General features: G+C 57.9%; 16 protein-coding genes and 1 tRNA gene. 12 read left to right on the plus strand and 5 right to left on the minus strand.

Annotated elements, in window-relative coordinates:
- The first annotated feature begins 146 nt into the window (after window positions 1–146).
- Both IEQ11_RS24260 and IEQ11_RS24265 read left to right on the plus strand, forming a co-directional pair.
- Window positions 147–223, plus strand: a tRNA-Arg gene (locus IEQ11_RS24260).
- A gap of 422 nt (window positions 224–645) precedes the next feature.
- Window positions 646–1,386, plus strand: a complete 741-nt coding sequence (locus IEQ11_RS24265; protein WP_191821456.1) for a DUF6988 family protein — start codon at window positions 646–648, stop codon at window positions 1,384–1,386.
- A gap of 574 nt (window positions 1,387–1,960) precedes the next feature.
- Here IEQ11_RS24265 and IEQ11_RS24270 read toward each other — a convergent pair.
- Complete coding sequence (locus IEQ11_RS24270) at window positions 1,961–4,219, minus strand: hypothetical protein (RefSeq protein ID WP_191821457.1); 2,259 nt, start codon at window positions 4,217–4,219, stop codon at window positions 1,961–1,963.
- Window positions 4,220–4,251: 32 nt separating this feature from the next.
- On the opposite strand from IEQ11_RS24270, the gene IEQ11_RS24275 reads away from it, so the two are divergent.
- From IEQ11_RS24275 to IEQ11_RS24300, 6 genes are all read left to right on the plus strand, one after another.
- A complete protein-coding gene (locus tag IEQ11_RS24275) occupies window positions 4,252–8,490 on the plus strand; it encodes a HigA family addiction module antitoxin (RefSeq protein WP_228464514.1) in 4,239 nt (1,412 codons plus the stop codon).
- A gap of 207 nt (window positions 8,491–8,697) precedes the next feature.
- Window positions 8,698–9,714 carry a DUF3800 domain-containing protein gene (locus tag IEQ11_RS24280; RefSeq protein WP_191821458.1) on the plus strand — a complete coding sequence of 339 codons (1,017 nt, stop codon included), beginning with the start codon at window positions 8,698–8,700 and terminating at the stop codon, window positions 9,712–9,714.
- Between the two features lie 119 nt (window positions 9,715–9,833).
- Complete coding sequence (locus tag IEQ11_RS24285) at window positions 9,834–10,859, plus strand: RES family NAD+ phosphorylase (protein WP_191821459.1); 1,026 nt, start codon at window positions 9,834–9,836, stop codon at window positions 10,857–10,859.
- Window positions 10,860–10,877: 18 nt separating this feature from the next.
- The gene (locus tag IEQ11_RS24290; protein ID WP_191821460.1) at window positions 10,878–11,102 is read left to right on the plus strand and encodes a hypothetical protein; all 225 of its coding nucleotides are present in this window, start codon (window positions 10,878–10,880) and stop codon (window positions 11,100–11,102) included.
- Between the two features lie 64 nt (window positions 11,103–11,166).
- Window positions 11,167–11,595 (plus strand): hypothetical protein, encoded by a 429-nt coding sequence (locus IEQ11_RS24295; protein ID WP_191821461.1) that lies wholly within the window; start codon window positions 11,167–11,169, stop codon window positions 11,593–11,595.
- Window positions 11,596–11,854: 259 nt separating this feature from the next.
- Complete coding sequence (locus tag IEQ11_RS24300; RefSeq protein ID WP_191821462.1) at window positions 11,855–12,517, plus strand: DUF2306 domain-containing protein; 663 nt, start codon at window positions 11,855–11,857, stop codon at window positions 12,515–12,517.
- On the opposite strand, the gene IEQ11_RS24305 is transcribed toward IEQ11_RS24300, so the two are convergent.
- A complete protein-coding gene (locus IEQ11_RS24305) occupies window positions 12,503–13,723 on the minus strand; it encodes a helix-turn-helix domain-containing protein (protein WP_191821463.1) in 1,221 nt (406 codons plus the stop codon). The genes IEQ11_RS24300 and IEQ11_RS24305 overlap by 15 nt on opposite strands.
- Window positions 13,724–13,725: 2 nt before the next feature.
- Here IEQ11_RS24305 and IEQ11_RS26085 point away from each other — a divergent pair, with 2 nt between their 5' ends.
- Window positions 13,726–14,379 carry a DUF72 domain-containing protein gene (locus IEQ11_RS26085; RefSeq protein WP_191821464.1) on the plus strand — a complete coding sequence of 218 codons (654 nt, stop codon included), beginning with the start codon at window positions 13,726–13,728 and terminating at the stop codon, window positions 14,377–14,379.
- Here the strand turns inward: IEQ11_RS26085 and IEQ11_RS24310 are convergent.
- Together IEQ11_RS24310 and IEQ11_RS24315 are read right to left on the minus strand one after the other, a co-directional pair.
- Window positions 14,306–14,689 (minus strand): hypothetical protein, encoded by a 384-nt coding sequence (locus tag IEQ11_RS24310; protein ID WP_191821465.1) that lies wholly within the window; start codon window positions 14,687–14,689, stop codon window positions 14,306–14,308. The genes IEQ11_RS26085 and IEQ11_RS24310 overlap by 74 nt on opposite strands.
- A gap of 214 nt (window positions 14,690–14,903) precedes the next feature.
- Window positions 14,904–15,614: a hypothetical protein gene (locus tag IEQ11_RS24315; protein WP_191821466.1), complete on the minus strand. Its 711-nt coding sequence runs from the start codon at window positions 15,612–15,614 to the stop codon at window positions 14,904–14,906.
- 443 nt (window positions 15,615–16,057) lie between these two features.
- Here IEQ11_RS24315 and IEQ11_RS24320 point away from each other — a divergent pair, with 443 nt between their 5' ends.
- The 3 genes from IEQ11_RS24320 (at window position 16,058) to IEQ11_RS24330 (ending at window position 18,391) form a co-directional block, all read left to right on the plus strand.
- Window positions 16,058–16,537: a hypothetical protein gene (locus tag IEQ11_RS24320; RefSeq protein ID WP_191821467.1), complete on the plus strand. Its 480-nt coding sequence runs from the start codon at window positions 16,058–16,060 to the stop codon at window positions 16,535–16,537.
- 443 nt (window positions 16,538–16,980) lie between these two features.
- Complete coding sequence (locus IEQ11_RS24325; RefSeq protein ID WP_191821468.1) at window positions 16,981–17,844, plus strand: CPBP family intramembrane glutamic endopeptidase; 864 nt, start codon at window positions 16,981–16,983, stop codon at window positions 17,842–17,844.
- Between the two features lie 196 nt (window positions 17,845–18,040).
- Window positions 18,041–18,391, plus strand: coding sequence for a hypothetical protein (locus IEQ11_RS24330; RefSeq protein ID WP_191821469.1), 351 nt, complete (start codon window positions 18,041–18,043; stop codon window positions 18,389–18,391).
- Between the two features lie 256 nt (window positions 18,392–18,647).
- Here the strand turns inward: IEQ11_RS24330 and IEQ11_RS24335 are convergent, their stop codons facing one another.
- Window positions 18,648–19,403 carry an SDR family NAD(P)-dependent oxidoreductase gene (locus IEQ11_RS24335; protein ID WP_096417336.1) on the minus strand — a complete coding sequence of 252 codons (756 nt, stop codon included), beginning with the start codon at window positions 19,401–19,403 and terminating at the stop codon, window positions 18,648–18,650.
- Window positions 19,404–19,570 lie beyond the last annotated feature (167 nt).

Below are 19,570 nucleotides of genomic sequence, written 5' to 3' on the forward strand. Positions count from 1 at the left end.
CCAGGCCCGTCCGGCCCCCGCGTCCCGGCGCGCGTCCCCGGCCTGTGGACCCGCAATCGCCGCATCGCACCGGACCATCACCCAAACCGCCGGATTCCGTTAGAATGCCCGGCCGCACGACGATCTGCTCCGTGCGCACCGACAACGCGCCTGTAGCTCAGCCGGATAGAGTAGTGGCTTCCGAAGCCATTGGTCGGGGGTTCGAATCCCTCCAGGCGCGCCAAACTTTCCCTTCCAACTTTTTCTACGCCTCGTCGCAACGACGAAAAAGGCCTTATTTCCCAGGCTTTTGGCGTTTTCCATTGGTCGGCGAGTTATCCACAGAGGCGCTGTTTGGCGATTTTTTCGCCTCTCTCCGGGTAGTTTTCTCCGGACCTGTGGTCGGCCGACCAATGGACGCCCATACGAATCAGTGACTTAGCAATGGTCTGAGTCAATAGTTTTTTTGACGTTTTGAACCCGGGGCGACATCAAACCGCTTGATCCGACCAATGACGGCGGCTCGGATATGGTTTCGTATGCATTGCCTGTCTAGCATCAGCAGGGACAATTGGTTTGCTGACAAGAACGTGTCCGCCCAACCTCTGCTGATAGCTGGATGTTTGGAGTTACTGGAGTTTCGTGGGACAAGGAGCGCAGGAAGTGATGGATAAGAACTCACTTCGGACTATCCGCGAACGAGCGATGGAATCGCGCAAACAACACGAGATGGTGAATGCCCTGCGCCAGTACGGTCCCGCGCCGTCGCTGCGTGCAGACTTCGCGCGGTGCGCAATTGATCTCGCATGTGAGCATCACTCGGCGATCATCCGGCTCGTCTGTGCGGGTGAATACGGCTCCGCGGCTGCGCTGCTTCGCCCGTTGCTTGAGGCATCAGGGTCAGCTTCGTGGTTGTTGTACATCGCGAGTTGCGACCGTGTCCGAGAGCTAGCAACGGACGTCGAAATGGCGGAGGGGCGGCGCCGCGACCTGCCCCTGCTTGACGAGTTGGCAAGAGAATTACAGCCGAAATTCCCTCTCATCAAAGCTCTCGTCAACGGATTAAAAGACCGTGGGCCGGCGACGTGGCTGCACAAGTATACGCACGGCGGAGCGGCCCAGCTTGTCAGACGCACCACTGGGTGGAACGAAGCTGAGGTGATGTTGATTCTCTTACGTGCGGATCTGTTCGCTATTTTGGCCGCTGCTCATGAGACGGTCGTCGTAACGAATGCGAAGCTTGCCGTTTATGCCTTCGGCCGGCGTGACGATTTGGGTACAGAGGGATTGGACCGATTCGGTTTTGGTCCTGTACCAGAGCAGCCGCACAGTTTGCCGCCACCCCTCATTGATGGTTGCGGGGTGCCGTTCTCAAGCGCGATTGGAGCCGCTCTGCATGAACGCTAACAATTCATCCAATCCGAAGCCGCTTCGAAGCTCGGCTCGAGCTCCGCCAGAGTTGATCGCGAAATTTGACGCGCCCACGGCCACGGTTTTCAAACCAGTCTCTTCACGCCAGGGAACACGGGGCTACATAGGCGGAGCCTACCGCACCTCTGCCTTGGGCTAGTAGGAGGCCGACGAGCCCAAAACTGGCCGTTGGGCCTCGCTGGATAATTCCGCCAACGCCGGCTGTTGACGCAAGGCGTTGCGGCCGCGACTCGCCTGCAAGATAGCTTAGGCTAGAGGAGCGTTGCGATTTCGGCTGCCAGGTGGCGCGGCCGGATACCAGCAACGCCCCTTGCAACCGTCCTCAGCATTAGCCGCGCGAGCGCTCACTGTCGGAGCGCGTAGAGCTCACCTGCCTCCGGCGACTTGGACTTCCAGTTATGCCCACAATCCTCGCACCTGCACTGGTAGGTGCCGTTGCTGTTGCAACCGGTAACGATCACTCGGCGAAATCTGTCGGGCCCAAACTTGTGTCGAGCGATATGATGGCCATAGTTGTCTCTGCACCTGCTGCAATAAAGAGCTTTCGTCGTCATGTGGACTCCTGATCTTGTTCTTGGACCTTCAACGCAAGCGCGTTAAGGGCTTGCTGAATTAGGTCCTCGATTTCCCCCATAAACTTGACCACGCTTTGGTCACCGCGTGCGTCGGGGATGGGAACCTGCTGTTGATAGATGCCCTCGATTTTGATGCGGCGTGTGACCGTGCTACCTGTGCCACGCGGCAACCATGCTTCCTGCCAGGACTGCTGCGGCTGCTCACGCAACCGGCGGCGCGCAAGGTCGGTTAGCTGACTCGTAACCTGCTTTTTGAGGTGCTCGATGGCGTCGCGCTTCTGCTCTGTACTTGGCCGACCGGACCAGTTAATCGGATTTTCCAGATAGCGTGATACTGCCGACTCCAGAGCTGTGCGCAGGTTGGCCACCGGACGCAGCTCAATGCCATCGTCCCAGTTCTCTGCGTATCGACGACTAAGGGCCTTGATCGTCTGCCAGGATCGCGGCTTATGCTCGGAGTCTGCGGACACCCCGAGAATCCCCTGCCACTGGCGGCGAAAGTCACGCGCTGCCTCCTGCAAGGCCATGAGCAAAAAGGCGCGATCATAGGTGGGGTAAGCGACAGGCTCGATCACTTCTGGCTGCGCACGCATGAGGTGGTCCAGCAAACGATTCATCTCAGGGATTGCGCCTTTAGCCTCAGTTCTATCCAACTGGCCTAAATGGAACGTGTTCTGCTGGACTCGTTCAAGAAGATGGCGAGCCGCATCATGGGGGACTGCATCCCTGAGCTGGTTTTCCACGATGTTGCGAACGCCACTATTGATTTGGTCTTTGAGGCGCGCACCTCGCAATCCGCCTTCCGAGGCGAGATCCATATGCGTGAAGACCATCGCTAGCTTCCGGGTGAGCCCGGAATTGGCGATGCTCTCCAGTGCCCGACCGGCAGCAAAATTGGTCATGCCGTTCTTGGCGTTGTCCACCAGGAGGATGACGTCTGCTTCATGCATGAGCGAGGTCGTCTGGTCGGACAGATCGGCTGTCGCGTTGGCTTTATGACCTAACCCTTCGGTATCCAAAAGGACGAGACGCGGAGCTTGCTCAGCCCAAGCGGACTGAAAAGGGCCTTTAACTCGAAGGCCATTGACCAGCGGCGTCACCAGTCGCCCCCACAGCGAGGGATGTACGCCAGCAAACGAGCGCAGCGACGCAAGGAATGAAGCGCGACTATCAGCTGAAGCGGTCATTTGCCAAGCACGTGGCCAACCGGTGGTGGATCGTTCGTACTTCCCCCCCACCGATAAGGCATCAAACTTACTCTTAATTTCCTCAAGCAGTTCGGAGACTAGATTGAGAAAAGCCTCAGAAGCAGCCGCTTCAACTTCGATGCGATCAAGAGCATTGGCCTTCTCAGCTGACGACATCTGATTCAGCGGCCCATCCTCCGCCGCCACCGCCTCGCGCGCTTCGGTCGCAATTGCCCGTATACGCGCTAAGCATGTGCGGATCAGGTCCGCGTTGCGGGCGCGCTCAGCGTCAGACAATGCGCGCGCAGAGTCTTCTTCAGGAGGCGCGTCAGCTTCGGCATCATCCGCGTACGGATCTTCGGCTTCATCGTCGTTTTGTTGCAAATCGCCAAAAAGATACTTCAGGCGAAATCGCATGTCGCTCTTCTCAAGCAGGACGCGCCCTACCGCGGCATCGTCTCCCTCCACCGCCTCGACAATCGCGGCTGAGAGCGTCTCTTCTAGCTCGAAGCGCGCCTCGTGCTCAGACATGAACGTCGCAACGGCCTTGTACTCGCCCTCCTGGAGCACAAACTCGGTTGGAAATGTGGTGGTTCGATTTGGCGAGGTAGATGGAAACGCCTCGCGCTTCGGATGAGTTCCCAGAAACTGGCGCAACAAAGTGGTCTTGCCAGCTCCCGGCGCCCCTACGAGCACCACTTTGGCATAGCCATCTTCGCTGGACGGCAGAGGCTGCAGCTTGTCGCGAAGAAGGCGTGCATCTTGCGCCGGAGGCTCGATCTCTCCATAGAAGATTTCAATGACCTGTGCGGAGTAACGTTTCGCGGCTTCATTCCGGGCTCCCAGAGACCATAGGGAGTCGTCGGCGAGAATTGCGTTCAGCTCTTGAACGAAACCCTCCGCAATCTCCGCCTGGTCTGTTCCGAGCCCCTTTCGCGTCTTACGGCCCGGCTTGTCTCGACTGTCCAGCTTGAGTGGGTGGCGGAACTCAACTAGCCAGCCCTGTCGGCCGGGATTTTGCTTTGCAGCGGCGATGAAAGGGGGCATGCGGGGCTCCAAATGTTCCAGGGTGTTCCAGATTGAAGGATGTCCGGCAGCTTGTCAATCAAACTGGAACAGCATGGAACATCGGCGAAAGAAGATTTTTGTACTGTGTAGCGCGACGGGCTACATTTATCTGCGCCATCTGGAGCATAGACATGCCAAAGCGTTCATTGAGTGATATCGGCGCTCCGCAGCACCCGGGGCAATTTGTGCGTGAGACATTCCTGACGCCCAGGAGGCTTTCGGTAGTCGCGGCCGCAAAGTTGGTCGGCGTCGGTAGACCCGCGTTGTCGAACTTTTTGAACGGCCATGTGGCAGCGACACCAGAAATGGCCGCCAGGATCGAGGTTGCTTTTGGAGCGTCCGCAAAGAGCTTGTTAGACATGCAGGCGGCGTTCGACGCAGCTGGCCAGTCAAAGATTAATCCAGCAAATGCAATGCCCTACGTCGCGCCTTTCCTCGGCATCAGGGCGAACGAGATTGAGGCATGGGTGGAGCGAAACATCGGTGCACGAATTCGCTTGCCTGTGTTGTTACGGACACTCGTGAATTCAACTCAGAGAGATGCCACGAAAATAGATTTCCCTGGTAACGATGACGCCGAACGTCCGGGCTGGGACGGTTTTGTAGAAGCTGGAGCTGCGACACCTTGGATTCCGGCCGGGAAATCGGGCTGGGAATTCGGTGCAAACAAGGACATCAATGACAAAGCGAACTCCGACTTCAAGAAAAGCGTAGCGAGCAACGCAAAAAGCGCGCGCGCCGAAATCGTTTTTATCTTTGTAACGCCGAGATACTGGCAAGGCAAAGCAGATTGGCTAAAAAAGGCTAGAGCTAAAGCTGAGTGGAAGGACGTGCGAGCGTACGACGCGGCAGATTTGGAGCAGTGGCTTGAGCAATCCATCGCAGCTCAAACTTGGTTCGCCAATGAAACCGGACGACCTTCGCGCGACGTTCATTCACTGGATAGCTGCTGGGATGCGTGGGCCAATGTCGCCACCCCATCCCTGGGCGAGTCCCTATTCAGCCCGGCTGTCGAAGGTGCAAAGCAGACCATCACCTCAAGGCTCGCAGGCAAGCCGACAGAGCCCATAGTGATTGCGGCGGACTCTGTCGACGAAGCGCTTGCGTTTCTCTCGCAGCTGTTTGGGGCAGCGGGCGGCGACGATCTGCAACGGTACCGAGACCGAGTGCTGGTGTTCAAAGAGCCCGGAGTCTTGCCGAAGCTGGCGCAGGGTACTAAGGACTTTATTGCTGTCGCTGTGAGCCGCGATGTCGAACGGGAGCTTGGCCCGATATCGCGCTCTATGCATACGATCGTGATTTATCCACGCAACGCGACAAGCGTTTCCGCTCACGTTGTGCTTGAGCCTCTCAGCGTTGGTGCATTCACTGCTTCTTTAGAGAGCAGTGGATTCGACTCCGACGCAATTGCGCGATACAGCAAAGAATCAGGGCGATCACTCACTGTCTTACGACGCAGGCTCGCAAATGTTCCAGCGGTTCGAACGCCGGCATGGGCCGCCGACTCTGCGACGGCGTCAAGCCTCGTCCCATTTCTACTCAGTGGAGCATGGAGCGCGAAAAACGACGCTGACCAACGGATACTGATGGAGCTTGCGGCAGTCAAGTCGTACGATGACGTTGAGAAGATATGCCAGAGCCTTGCAAGCATTGATGATGCTCCGCTCTGGTCGGTAGGGGACTTCAGAGGTGTCGTCTCCAAGCTCGACTTGCTTTTCGCTGTGGCAGGCTCCCTCACTGCCTCGGACCTTAAGCGTTACTTCGAGCAGGCGAAAGTTGTGCTAGGTGAGGACGATCCGAAGCTAGATCTTCCAGAAGACGAGCGTTGGGCAGCAGCCATCCACAACAAGTCGCGCGAACATTCCGGCCCCCTCAGGCGCGGCGTAGCTGAGACACTCGTTCTCCTCGCCATTCACGGGAACGATCTTTTCTTAACGCGTCTCGGGTTCGATTGCGAAAGCGCCGTGTCTCGGCTGATAGAAGGATTATTGACGCCACTCAAGACGCGGACCTTGGAAGCAAACGATCGAGACCTGACTTCGTATGCAGAGGCTGCGCCCGAGAAGTTCCTTTCAATTATCGAAAAAGATCTGAGATCTGATCATCCGGAGACATACGATCTAATGCGCTCGTCTTCTGCAGGCGTTTTTGGGAGTCAGTGCCGGCGAAGCAGCATATTGTGGGCGCTTGAAGGCTTGGCCTGGAATCGCGCGACGATGCATCGTGCCGCCCTGATTCTTGCGCAGCTATCCCAGCTCGAAGTCAACGATAACTGGACGAACAAGCCGATCAATTCGCTCAAATCCATCTTCCGCGCCTGGATGCCGCAAACCACAGCCGATCATGGCAGCAGAGTGCAAGTATTAAAGCTCCTCGCGGAGCGATACCCAGCGGTCGCGTGGCAAGTTTGTATGTCTCAACTGCAAGACGGATCGGACGTAGGCCACTATAACCATAGACCTGTTTGGAGAAACGACGCCCACGGTTTCGGTGAACCATTCAAGACGCGCGCTCCAATCAAAGCGTTCGTGTGTGAAGTTGTAGATATGGTTTTAGATTGGAGGGGCGGGTACTCGCGGGAGATGCTGTGCGATCTGATCCAAAAAATTAGGTTCTTATCTCCGGAGCACGGCCGGCAAGTCTGGCGCCACGTAGCCGATTGGGTGGCAGATGGCGCCACGGACATCGACAGAGCGCTAGTTCGAGAGAAGATTCGGGTGACCGCATTGTCGACCCGGGCCTCCAAGTGGGCAAACAAAGCAGGTCAGTCCTTAGATGTAGCTGCCGCTAAGGCGGCTTACGATGCGCTCGAGCCGACCGACCTTATCGTTCGGCATGGATGGTTGTTCCGTCAACACTGGATTGATGATTTCGCGGGTGCGGAAGATGCGGATTTGGACTATCAAAAGCGTGAAGAACGCATCGGCGAACTGCGGACTCAAGTGCTGCGTGAGATGTACGAACTTATGGGCACCGCGGGAGTCGTACAACTAGCCTGCGCCGGTAAAACGGCAGCTACCATCGGATACTTGATGGCGGAGCGCTTGCTGGAAGTTGACGATCTTCCTCCGTTTCTAACGGCGGTACTCACCGGCCACAATGACGAACACGCTAGCGCGAGAGGTGAGCTAATTTCTGGTGTCTTGAGAGCGATGCCTGATGACGATCGCCGACTCGTACTCAAGCAGCTAATCAAGGAGCTGCCAGAACTGGAAGTCGTACGCCTCCTGATGCTGGCGCCATTCAGGGCGGGCACCTGGTCGTTAGTCGACGGGCTCGAAGAAGGGCATCGCGAAAATTACTGGAATCAGGTTAAACCTGATTTTGCGACAGAAAGGGAGATATCAGAGGCCGTCGAACGCCTTTTGGTCGCGCGACGGCCTCGCGCAGCGTTCTCCGTCGCACATCATTGCCTACGAGCCTTGGGGCCCGAGCTGTTGTACCGGGTCATGGCTGATATGGCAAAGGGTGGCAATGATCATCCAGGCCCGTACGATATCGACATTTACTCAGTGGAACAGGCCTTCGCGCTCATGAATAAAAGCCCGGAGCTGACGTTGGATCAAATGGCAAGTTTGGAGTTTGGCTACGTCGAAGCGCTCGCTCAACGCTGGCGAGGTAACGATGGTTACGGGATACCGAACCTCGAGAAGTACGTTGAGGCTCATCCGGAGTTCTACGTGCAGGCCGTCGTTTGGGCATATAAGCGTGACGACGACGCGGCCGATCCGCCTAATCTTGTGGTTGATCCTGCACAAGCACAGAACTTCGCCACACGTGGTTTCAAGCTCTTGGAAGGTATGCGCCGAATTCCAGGACAAGACGACCTTGGAGTACTTCAGCCCGAAAAGCTGGCAGCTTGGATTAGTGCTGTGCGTAATTCTTGTGGCGAGCTCGCACGCCTCGACATAGCGGATCTATGCATCGGCAAGCTTTTGTCGGCAGCTCCAACGGGAGAGGATGGAGTTTGGCCGTGCGAGCCAGTACGCCAGGTTATGGAGGACGTTCATTCTGAGCACCTGATGTCTGGCGCACACACAGGACTGTACAACTCTCGCGGCGCGACATGGCGAGGCGAAGGTGGGGGCCAAGAGCGTGAGCTGGCGATGAAGTATCGCGGATGGGCCGATGCACTCCAATATTCTCATCCCTTTGTGGCTTCGGAACTTCTAATCAACATGGCGAAAGGATATGAGCGTGAAGCCAGCCGCGAAGATACGGAAGCTATCGTTAATAGGCGTCTGCAATAACATGGGGTCGGCATCGCAAGATGGGCTGATCCTTGCTTGGTTGAGACTAACTGCTTCTATTCGCAGCGTTCCGCAGCCGAAGTCGCTTCGCGGCTTGGTTTAATTCAGCTGATCGCTGATGTCCCCGGCCGATGGCCGCCGTGACACAAAGCGTTGGTGCGAACCAATCACTTGAAGTTGTCTGCATTGGCCGATTCGAGAACCGAAATGCACATCTACTTGGACGAGTCTGGAGGTTTTATTCCGGGAAGTACGAATCCCAATTCGTGGTGCGTTGTGGCTGGATTCGCGTTGCCTGAGGCGCATCGGCGACGTGCCGAAGAGGCGCTCAGTCGTCTGAAGTGTCGCGTAGGACACAGGTCGACGGGAGAGATCAAGTTGCGTGACATTGCGCATGAGAGGCAGTTCCTCGCCTTTCTATGCGAATTGGATGAACTCGCCGGGACTCTTTACGCGTGCGCGACCGATACGTCTGTCAACTCTCATGCAGCCGTACGTAGTCACCTAGCCCGCCAGGTGGAAAAACTCGTCGAACACCTACCAAAGATGAAGCATGACAGGGCACGGCAAGGCTTACAGGATCGGGCCGATCGCTTCGCTGCGCTGTCTCCTCAGCTATATCTCCAGATCATGTGCCAATACTCTTTGCTGTCGAGGATTCTGCGTCAAGGGGTCCTTTACTACGCGCAGAGAATTCCAGCTACATTGGCACGGTTTCGATGGCGCGTTGATCGGAAGAATCAATTGAATTCCGTGTTTGACGAATCTTTTCGCGACTTTGCGGCGCCTATTCTGCAGACCATGTCTTTCGAAGATCCGTTGCCGATGCTTGTTGACGCCGACTATCGCCATTTCGATCGATTTCGCTACGTAGACGGCCCGCCCAAATACTTGAAGGACACGTATGGACTGGATGTGGGAGACGGCTTCAACATCACCCAGGTAATGCGCGAAGACTTCGAGTTCGTTGATTCGAAGGCAAGCCCGGGCGTGCAGATTGTGGACTTGCTTGTTTCAGGGTTAAGGAGATGTCTACGCGGCGAATTTCGAAACAACCTCGCCGTTGCCGACGCGCTCGGCGGGCTAATTGTGCAGGCTCCCCAAGGCGAGCTACCCGTCGAATTGCTAAGCTTGGATCAAGCGAAAACATTGGATCGCACAGCTCCAGCCGACCAGGCCATTCGTGCGATGCATCGTCGATCTCGGTCAATGCGGTTGTGCTAACCAGGGCTCAGAATGGACTTTCAAAGGCCTATCCCTAGACCACCTCCTTTAACGAATAATGCATTCAATCCGAAGCCGCTTCGCGGCTCGGCTTAATCCAGACGTTAGGAATGGACACCATGACACTCGATGACTGTGAAAAAATATTCCATCAGGCGATCTCTAGCGAGTCCGAGTCAGCGTTCTGTAAAGCCGTAGACCCATTGTTTAAAGAATATGAGATCCTGTCACTTAATTTTGGTCGAGGTAGCATGTTTTGGCGTGCCAGGCCTATAGAGGTCGAGATCTATCCAAATATTTCTGGTCTTGACTACCCACCACCTGATGTTGCTAAGCAGGGGAGGCTGAATGATCGTGGCGCCCCCTGCTTCTACATTGCCGCACGCAAAGAAACGGCTCTCGCCGAGGTCGGCGCAAGGGAGGGACAACTGATACAGCTAGCGGGATTTCGAATCAAGAACGAATCGCCGATCCGGCTTGCGGTTATCGGCGAGTACGCGAATGTGCAGAAGAATGGGTACATGCATTTCGCCGGTCGAGATCCTGAGATGGCCATCGCAAAGATTCTTAACGCTATGCCTCGTCAAGACGCTTTGAAGAAAATATACATTGATAAATTCTTCGCCAGTGTCCTTGCAGACCCCGACGCCTCGGCTACCGGTTACATGTTCAGTCGGGCCCTTGGCCAATCAATCTACTCGAGAGTCGCCGCCAAAGGCATTGTCTTTCCAAGCGTAAAAGACCGCGGGGGGTTCAACATAGCCGTCCAAGCAGAGCCATCCGACGAGAGCTTTCACAATGTCAGTTGCCTGGTAGTGTGCATGGGGAAGGCCCGCAAGTTCGGATTGATTGAATTCACGATAGTTAAATCGGCTGAGCGGCTGGATGACGAAGGCAACTTTGTCTGGTTAGAGGGGGGCGATCCGGAGGCAATCGGCGTGTACAACATGAGCAAGGAGGAGGTTGAGGTAGCGTCACTTAATCCAAACGACAGAAACAGCCTCCTGCAGATGCTTCACACACACGCAGGCGGACGCTGGCCCGTGCCCGAAGCCGCTTCGCGGTTCAGCTTGATTCAAAGGTCACGTAGTGCGCGGCCTACCAATTCATTCAAGCCGAGAATTAATCGCTGCGCGACAACATAGTTCAGGATTAGGGGCCAAGTGACAGATCTGCTGCTCGCGGGGTATTTGCTCGGCTCGATGGCCGTGTTCATTGTGGCGTTTGTTCACGCCATTTTCTTCAGTAAGACCCGCTACCCGATGGGCCGTCGCGAAGTTGGCGAGGCCGTCATATATGTATTCTTCTGGCCAATAGCGTTGATAGTCGTGCCTGTGGTCTATGGCATGCTTCTCTTCCGCAAGATCCTCAATCGTGAAGGTCGCTAGCGTGTACATGTCCGTTTTTTACTGCCCATCACATCAGTAGCCGGACCGCGGCCCCAATAAATCGATGCCGCTTCGCGGCTCGGCTGGCTCGGTCCAGATGATGGGAATTTGGGAGAAGTTCATGCGTGTCCTTGCACTGATAGTCGCCCTTTTGCTGCCAAGCGCGGCGACCGCCGGCGCCGTAACGCTCAAATGCACCGACCAATCAGGGCAGCCTGTAGCGGATCTGCAAGTTGATGTCGGGGCGGGGGAAATGCGATGGAGCATCATTAGTTATCGCATTACGCAGCAAGATGAACGATACATTTCCGCTACTGAAATCACTGAAGCTGACCGTGTAGGCGGAGAAGTCTGGGTTCTGGATCGCGTGACGGGTCAATACACTCGGGCGGCTGTCGCGATCCTCGCATCTCAGTTCGCAGAGGGCCGACCAATCGACCCCAAACTGCAGGCATCCATCTACTCAGGTACTTGCAAAGCGCCGGTACTGTGATTGCTCGCTCCGAACATACAGCCGTTCTTTCATTCAAGCCGAAGCCGCTTCGCGGCTCGTCTTCCTTCAGCCGTTCGCTGATGCTCGCTTCCGGCCGGAAGCAGATATCGACCGAATGGCGGTTGGCGACCCGGTGCAGACGCCGAAGGCCGTCGGATTTTCGGCGCTGGCTGCGTTTTCAGGTACGACTCCGCCGAATCGGACGATATTTTCCTTCTTCGCACCCACGATGGCGCCTCTATACACGAGAGGCTCCAAGATGTCGTATTGGTTTCCCAAGGCGGTGCGCTGGTCGACCGGCCTGATCTTCACCCTGCTGTGTGCGGCGGTGGCGACCTACGCCTTCACTTTTCTGTTTGATGCACTCAAGCCGCAGTCGGGCAACCCCTTGCATGCCCAGTTCGCGATCTCGGGCCTGGACGTGCCGGCGCATTTCTTCGGTGGCGGGCTCGCCCTGCTGTTGGCGCCGTTGCAGATGAGCGACTGGGTTCGGCGCCGGATCCCGCGCCTGCACCGCCTGAGCGGCGGGTTGTACGCGGGCGGGGTGCTGATTGCCGGGCTTGCGGGGTTGTCCCTGGCCCGGCATGCGCAGGGCGGAGCGGCGACTGGCGTGGGCTTCGGCTTGCTTGCGCTGGCATGGCTGGCGACTACCGGTATCGGCATCGGCCATGCGCTTGCCGGCGACCTGATCAGGCACCGGCGCTGGATGTGGCGCAGCATCGCCCTCACCGCATCGGCGGTGACATTGCGGCTGATCCTGGGCGTGGGCCTCGGCGCGCTGCATCTGCCTTTCGCGCAGGTCTACCTGTTGGCGGCATGGGGCAGCTGGATGTTCAACCTAACCGTCTGCGAGCTGCTGCTGCGATGGCCGCGGCAACCCGCGCCGATGCCCGCGGCGAAGGCCCTGTCAGGTGTCCGATGAATCGGATGCCTCGTCGCGCGCATGGCGCTTACGGTAAGCGCTGGGGGTTTCACCCAACTGGCGCTTGAACGCGGCGTTGAAGGTCGACTTGGAGGTGAAGCCGCAGGCGTAGGCGATATCGAGGATGGCGCGCGCATCGCCGGCATCGGCCAGACACGCGCGCGCCGCCTCGATCCGCTGGCGGTTGATGTATTCCCAGAAATTCCCTTCGAGGCGCCGGTTGATGACCGCCGATACCAGGTACTCCGGGTAACCGCTGCGCTTGGCCAGCTGGCCGATGGTGAGCGCGGGTTCGCGATACAACTGCTGCTGCGCCATCAGCTGCGACAGGCGTGCCTCCACGGCGGCAATGCGTGGGGCGTCGCCGCCCGCCGCTTCGTCGATGTCGATGGGCGTCGGTTCGGGCGTCGCCTCGATGATCCTCGCCGCCTCGATGGCGTCAAAACGTGGCTCGTCGTCACCAGACGTGTCATCGGGATCGACAGACTTCGATTCGGGCGCCGCCTCGATGACCACCGCCACCTGGTTGAGGCTGAGGTAACCCACCACGAATACCCATGCGCTGACAGCGCCATAGATCAGCGGGAAGTCGATCCACGGGATCCTGACCAGCCATTGCGTGGTCGCGATGCACCAGATGACGATCTGCGACACCGCCATTGCATCGATCCAGCGCAGCGACATACGATCCGCATCCGAACGCCGCTGCAGTAGTGCGCGCCGGTAGCGACGTACCTGCACCAGCCCGGCGATCACGTACGTCAGGCTGTACGCGAACAAAGGGATGTCCAGGCGTGGCGATTGTGGCTCCGCGGTTCCCGCCAGCAATTGCGCGAACAATGCTTGCGTCTGCACCCGGTCCTGGATGAAGAAACCGGCGTGCATGAACACCACGATGGCGAAGCCGACCAGATGCAAGCCATCGCGCCAGCCGAATGCACGCGCCTGGGTGAGCGCGCGAACGTACACGTAGAAAAGGCTGCCGTAGAGGAACGGGAACAGGCCAACGAAACGGAACGCCTTCAGCAGCCCGGCTGCCGGCGCGTTGAAGTACATCGCCTTCACCGCCAAGTCGATGCCGATCAGCGCGATCCACACCGCCAGCACGCGGTTTGCCTGGGCATTGATGGGCCGTCGCCATAGCGCCGCCGCCAGCAGCGCGGCCTGCGCAGCGCCGATGGCGAAAACGATACTCCAGGAGCCCATGGATGCCAGCCGATCAGCGACGGGACGCGCGCTGGAATTCTAGCAGCGGGCGCCCTCCCGGTGAAACGGCGCAAGCGGCACGAACCCACTGGCTCGCGGCCCGGTGCGTGTCCGCGATTGCCAGGGTGATATGTTCAAATTTCCTTGATGGTAGTCGTAGGAGCAGCCTAATAGCTCGGATCCTTGTCGGAACGGCGTGTTGGGCCGATCCCAGCTTGATCACGACGAAACGCTTCTATCCGAAGGACGCTTCAAAGCTGGAGCCAATGCTCCAGCACTACGCGACTCGATTTCCTATGGCCGAGGTCGATTCGTCCTACTACGCGCTCCCGAGCTCGGTAAATGCTCAGAAGTGGGCCGAGCGCACGCCGGACGACTTCACGTTCAGCGAAAAACAGGGTCAGAGTGCACTTTTAAAGACAAGCGCCCTGAAACGCTATGCCCAAAAAACACCAAGCCGAAGCCGCTTCGCGGCTCGGCTTTGGCACCGCCGTTGCAAGCCGGTGGAACTAATCAGCAGCCCATCGCCACTGAGAAAGGCGCGCTGTCCTCTGGTTGACTTACGTCGGCAGATTGCAACGATCAAGCCACGCCCGACAGCGGTGTCGCCAAACACAGGGCCGGAATCGGCGCCATCGATTCCAGGCTCGCCTTGAGATCGGAAAACCTGTCGTCGCTGATCCCAACAAGAACATAGAAGTCTAGATCTTGGCGGAATGCACTAAAGCGCAAGAGACCACCTTGCACCGCTGATGCATCGATGACGGCAAGATTGACGACTGAAGAAGCGTCTGGTTCAACCATCTCCGCCTCAAGTGCGGCAATGGCACCGGACTTCAGCTCATAAGCCCCATACAAGTACTTACCTTCCCGGTCGCGAAATCGCCGCGCCAGTTGCATACCTTGCAGCGTCACGTGCCGCCACCCCTCGTACTGCGCCGTGGTTTTCGCTTCAAAAATTCGCACGCTTCGTCCTTAGCTTCCGCTCATTGTCAGTCGGCAACCCGAAGCGCAGCTCCCCCGGATCAGTGCCATACATCGGCCTTTTACTCCAATCCGGTGTCTTGAGCCTGGATCTCTCCCGAAACCCGGAGCAACCCCAGCAAAACCGCTACATGCATGACAATTCAACATAGCCTCGGTCAACTAGCCCGACGGCAAAGCGCCGTTCAAATGTGGGCTACTTTCCACACGCGCCAAGCTCATCGATAGGTTTCGCGCCGCCGGTCCACTGAATGGCCATCACGGCTTTGCCACCAAGCAATAACTTGAATCTTTGCGAATCACGCATTCCATCCACCGCTGCTTTCAGACTAGGCACGGCAAACGTAACCGCGCCAAAGTCTCTTGTCTTCTTGTAATTGAACACCTCGACAGTCTGGATTGGTTCGTCATCTTGCTGAAGAGCTATTTTAATTTTTTTAACGTTCCGCGGCTTAGGCAGTCCAGCTCCCTGAAAAATCAACCATGCCTCATTTTTTGGTTGTTGGAAGCCCATGATCGTGACCAACCCGCCCTCCGAATTATCCTTCCCGCTCGTATATTTGGCGAACGTCGCCGCGCATAACTTACCTTCTGGCGTGGCGGTCGAGTCCACATGCCATAACCCCTTGGCAAGCTGCTCGCGCTCTTTCTCTTCCGCCGCCCGTTTTTCCTTTTCAATGCGCGCAAACTCTGCCAGCTTCTCGGGGCTATAGGTTGGGTAGCTTCGGGTATCGCGATCAGAACCAATCGCGTCAATTGCGGCGCGTTGGTCCCGAAGCATGTCCCATCCTGTGTACTCATATGGAGGACTGCATCCATTTCCGTCGTACACCATGCCAGTGGGGCAAGCGAGTGCCGTCATCGGCAGCGAAACAACAATCAAAGCCAAGTTTGCAAGAGGTTTCATCCTGTTTTTCCCATTCCATTCGCTTGTGGAGTCGCTTGTTCGTATGACTTATCTGATTATGCGTCGAGAAGGTACTCGCGCTAATCGTTGCGCGGGACCAACGCCTTCATACTCTATCTTGCTTGCCGCCCCTAACTCGTACTGCTCATAATCCCACCTGAGCCTGATAGCACCATCCTAGCGCGGAACCGCCTCCAGGAAACTACAGCCGCTGCAGAAACAGGGGGCAGAGTGCATTTTCAAAGGCGGCCCCCTGAAACGACATGCCTTCGAAATACCAGGCCGAAGCCGCTTCGCGGCTCGGCTTGTTTCAAACTTTCGTCGATGTCCGCTTCTAGCCGATCGCTGACGCTGACGCTGAAGGCGTCCGCGACTGCCGTCGACATTCAACGAACAGGGACGGGCGATACCCATCGAGCAGACAACCCACGAGGGATCGGCGCATGAATCGCTTCTACGACGGCATCGACTACCGCTGCTCATCGAGCGACGCGGAACAAGCGAAGGCGATCGAGATAGTGATCAACGTCCTCGGCTTCCACCCAGGCTGGGAGGCCTTGCAGTACTCGCTGGCGCTCTACGCGGGCGGCACCGGAATCGACGACAAGCTCGCGATCAGGTTCAAGCTCGAAGCGTCGAATCGGCCCATCCTGTGGCAGACGCTTCGCCTGAAGTCGCCCACCGAGGCGATGGCTTCACCGGACTGGAGCGAGTCTTTCGAGTGGTTGGTCCGCGGCGATGCAGCTTCGGACGACATTACGTCGGCGGTGCGAGCTTTCATCGACAGGCGCAGGCACCCGTTTCAAGACCCAAGCGGTTCGTCGACAACGATCGCGTTCTCGGAAGACAGCGACGTGAATTCCTGGTGTGTCGTATGGACGGTTGGCGACTGGGCGAACTACCTGGCCTCCGATCAAGGCTAGGGACTGTGCAGTCCGGTTCTGGCGCGCGCACTGTTGCAATCCCGGAAGGCCAACTCGGCAAGCCTGCTGCGTTCTTCCCTGCTGCGATTTACAGCCCGTTACAGAAGTGGAGCTTCAATAGCGCTTCCATTCCGAGCCTGATTGATCTTTACTTCAACGCTCCTGGTTCCCCGCGCCGGGACGGCACTCATCTTCGGTTCGATATCGGTTACGACTTCAGATGGCGTGCTTACGGTGGTCCAACCTTAGAAGCGTCGTGTCCAGGCGTAACGTCGACCAATGGGTATCTTCCTTCAGCCCGCTTTTTGCATTCCCATTTCGCACGGAACTCTACGGCGGACCGAAAATGACTGAAGGCGATACCGGCTGATTCGCCATTCCGATTTCGCGAACAGCCTCTGACTTGGTCGGCGAATAAATGCCGTTTCCGCGAGGACTCTGTCATGGGTGCAACCTCGAAGCAAATGCAGCAACGCCCCGCCTGGTATGTCTGGGCTTATTTCGCCTTAGTGGCGCTGGTGGCGTTCGGTTCTACGTTTTTCGTGATGGTGCTTGCTGGCCGCACTACGGACGCAAGCTTGGCCTGGCTGCTCAAGTGCGCGCTGGTGATGGTCTCGGTCGTTGCGCTTACCGCCTTCTACCTGCGTCGCGACAACCTTTACTGGTCGCGTTATGGCGTGCGTGCCGAGCCGCGGGCGCTGGCATACGGTTTGGCGGGACTGCTCGGTGGTCTGATGCTGGCGCTTGGTTGGGCGGGTATTGTCGGGTATTGGGCGCCCTTCCACTGGCAGTCGAACCCCGCATTACGCTGGGACGCCTTGATCACAGGAACGTTCGCGTCACTGGCGATCGGGGTCGCGGAAGAAGTTGGCTATCGCAGCTACGGCATGGAGCGCCTGCATAAGGCTTACGGTCCTGCAGCCGCGGCCATACTGCCGACGACGATCTTCGTGGCTGCGCATCTCGCCGGCGGCCTGGCTTGGCTACCCGGTCTGCTGGTGGTGGGCTCCGGCGGCCTGCTCTATGCCAGTTTGATGCTGGCCACCAGAAGCCTGCCGTTCGTGGCGGCTTTCCACATTGCCAACAACTTGGCACAGGATGCGCTCTTGCGCACCAGCGATGGCTCGATATGGCGCCCTGTATTTCAAGACGCGGCGCAAGCTCAATCCAATGAGCTGCCAATCTGGCTGTCCATGGGCTTACTCAATCTGACCGTCGCCGCCTGCGCGTGGCGATATCGCGCGCGATTTGAATCCGCTTGCGCGAACAACGGTCCAACCGAGGAAAGCACTCGAGGACCGGCTTAGAGAGCAGGAGCTATCCACTTCTTGGCCCGTTACAGGCGTCCAGTTTCCGACGCAGCCTTAGCCCAAGCGGCTTCGCGCCCCCGCACTACTTCATGCGAGGCGCCTCTGTCGTAGTCGCGCCCTGACAAGTCACTCAAGCCGAAGCCGCTTCGCGGCTAGACTAAACTCAGACTTTTGGGCATCAAGGGCGCGACTCATGGGAGATTGGGGCTTGGCGGCGGAGGATAACGATGCCGCCGCTGATTGGTATGGCCATCTGTTCGACAGTACTCGTCTCGCCGCCCATGTTGAGGAAGCTCTCAGCAGGGACCCCGACAGCGAACCGGACGTCATTCGTGCTGCCGCCTTCGTGCTGGTGCAGCTGGGCCGTGTATACATCTGGCCGACTCAAGAGATGGATCGCCATCTCAAACTGGCCATTCAAAAGCTGGAAGCCATTCGGCAGCTGGAAGAATTTCAGGAAATCGATGGGCTCGTGGCAGAGATCGACAATGAAATTTCCATACTTCGCTCACGGCTCCGACCAGAAGACAGGCTTGACGCGTAAAGATTCAGCGCGGCCTTAGTCGCCGCAAGGCTCGGCACAATCAACCCTGCCGCCTCGCCTTGAAACAGAGGTCACAGCAGCTTTCAAAAGCCTGTTCCTGGGCCGAGCTGAAATTCAGCTCGAAGCCGCTTCGCCGCTCGGGTCAAGAAGCGACTTCTGTAAGACAGCGTCTTAGCTCAAGGTTCATGTGTCAGCGCTATCGCTTGCACCACGCCTCTTGACCGAACAACGCAGGGCCGTCTGCAATGCGGCGAGATCAGATGACTTGACCGCCGGAGACCTCGATGCGCTGACCGGTGACCCAGCGGTTGTCTGGTCCCAGCAGGCTGGCGATCATCGGGCCGATGTCATCGGGTACGCCGACCCGACCCAGAGCGGTCATGCCGGCGAACTGCTGGTTGAGCTCAGGCATGTCGCGTACCGCGCCACCCAGGAAGTCGGTCTCGATCGCGCCCGGCGCTACGGTGTTGACGGTGATGCCGCGGCTGGCCAGTTCCTTGGCCATGCAAACGCTGAGCGTCTCGACCGCGCCCTTGGCGCTGGAGTAGGCGGAGAAGCCAGGACTGGTCACCCGGGTGAGGCCCGAAGACAAGTTGACGATGCGCCCTGCATCGGCCAACAGCGGCAGCAGCGCTTGGGTCAGGAAGAACACGCCTTTGACGTGGACATTGAACAACGCGTCGAATTGCGCTTCGGTCGTCTCGGCGAAAGCCGCCACCTGGCCATGGCCCGCGTTGTTGACCAAGTGGTCAAAGGTATCGCGACCCCAGACATCCTTAAGCACTGCGCCGACACTCGCAGCGAAGCCAGCGAATGTCGAGACGTCACTGGCATCCAATGGCAGGGCGACCGCCTTGCGGCCCAGCGCTTGGATCTCGTTGACGACCTCGTGCGCTTCGGCTTCTCCGCTGCGGTAGGTCAGGATTACATCGCCGCCGCGACGCGCGATGCTAATTGCGGTGTTGCGGCCCAGGCCGCGGCTGGCACCGGTGACGATCGAAATGGTGGACATGCAGGCTCCCGTGAAGTGGTGTCGATTCGACAACGCCAGTGTCTGGCCAGGGCTCGGGAGCCGGTTGCCGGTTCCTGCGATCTTTTTGCCTATTCCTCCGGCCAAGGTCGCGGCCTTCGAAGGCTGAAAGTGGATTCCAGTGCGACATGGATGCCAATTGCCGCCAG

The organism is Lysobacter capsici, assembly GCF_014779555.2.
Taxonomy (GTDB): domain Bacteria; phylum Pseudomonadota; class Gammaproteobacteria; order Xanthomonadales; family Xanthomonadaceae; genus Lysobacter; species Lysobacter capsici.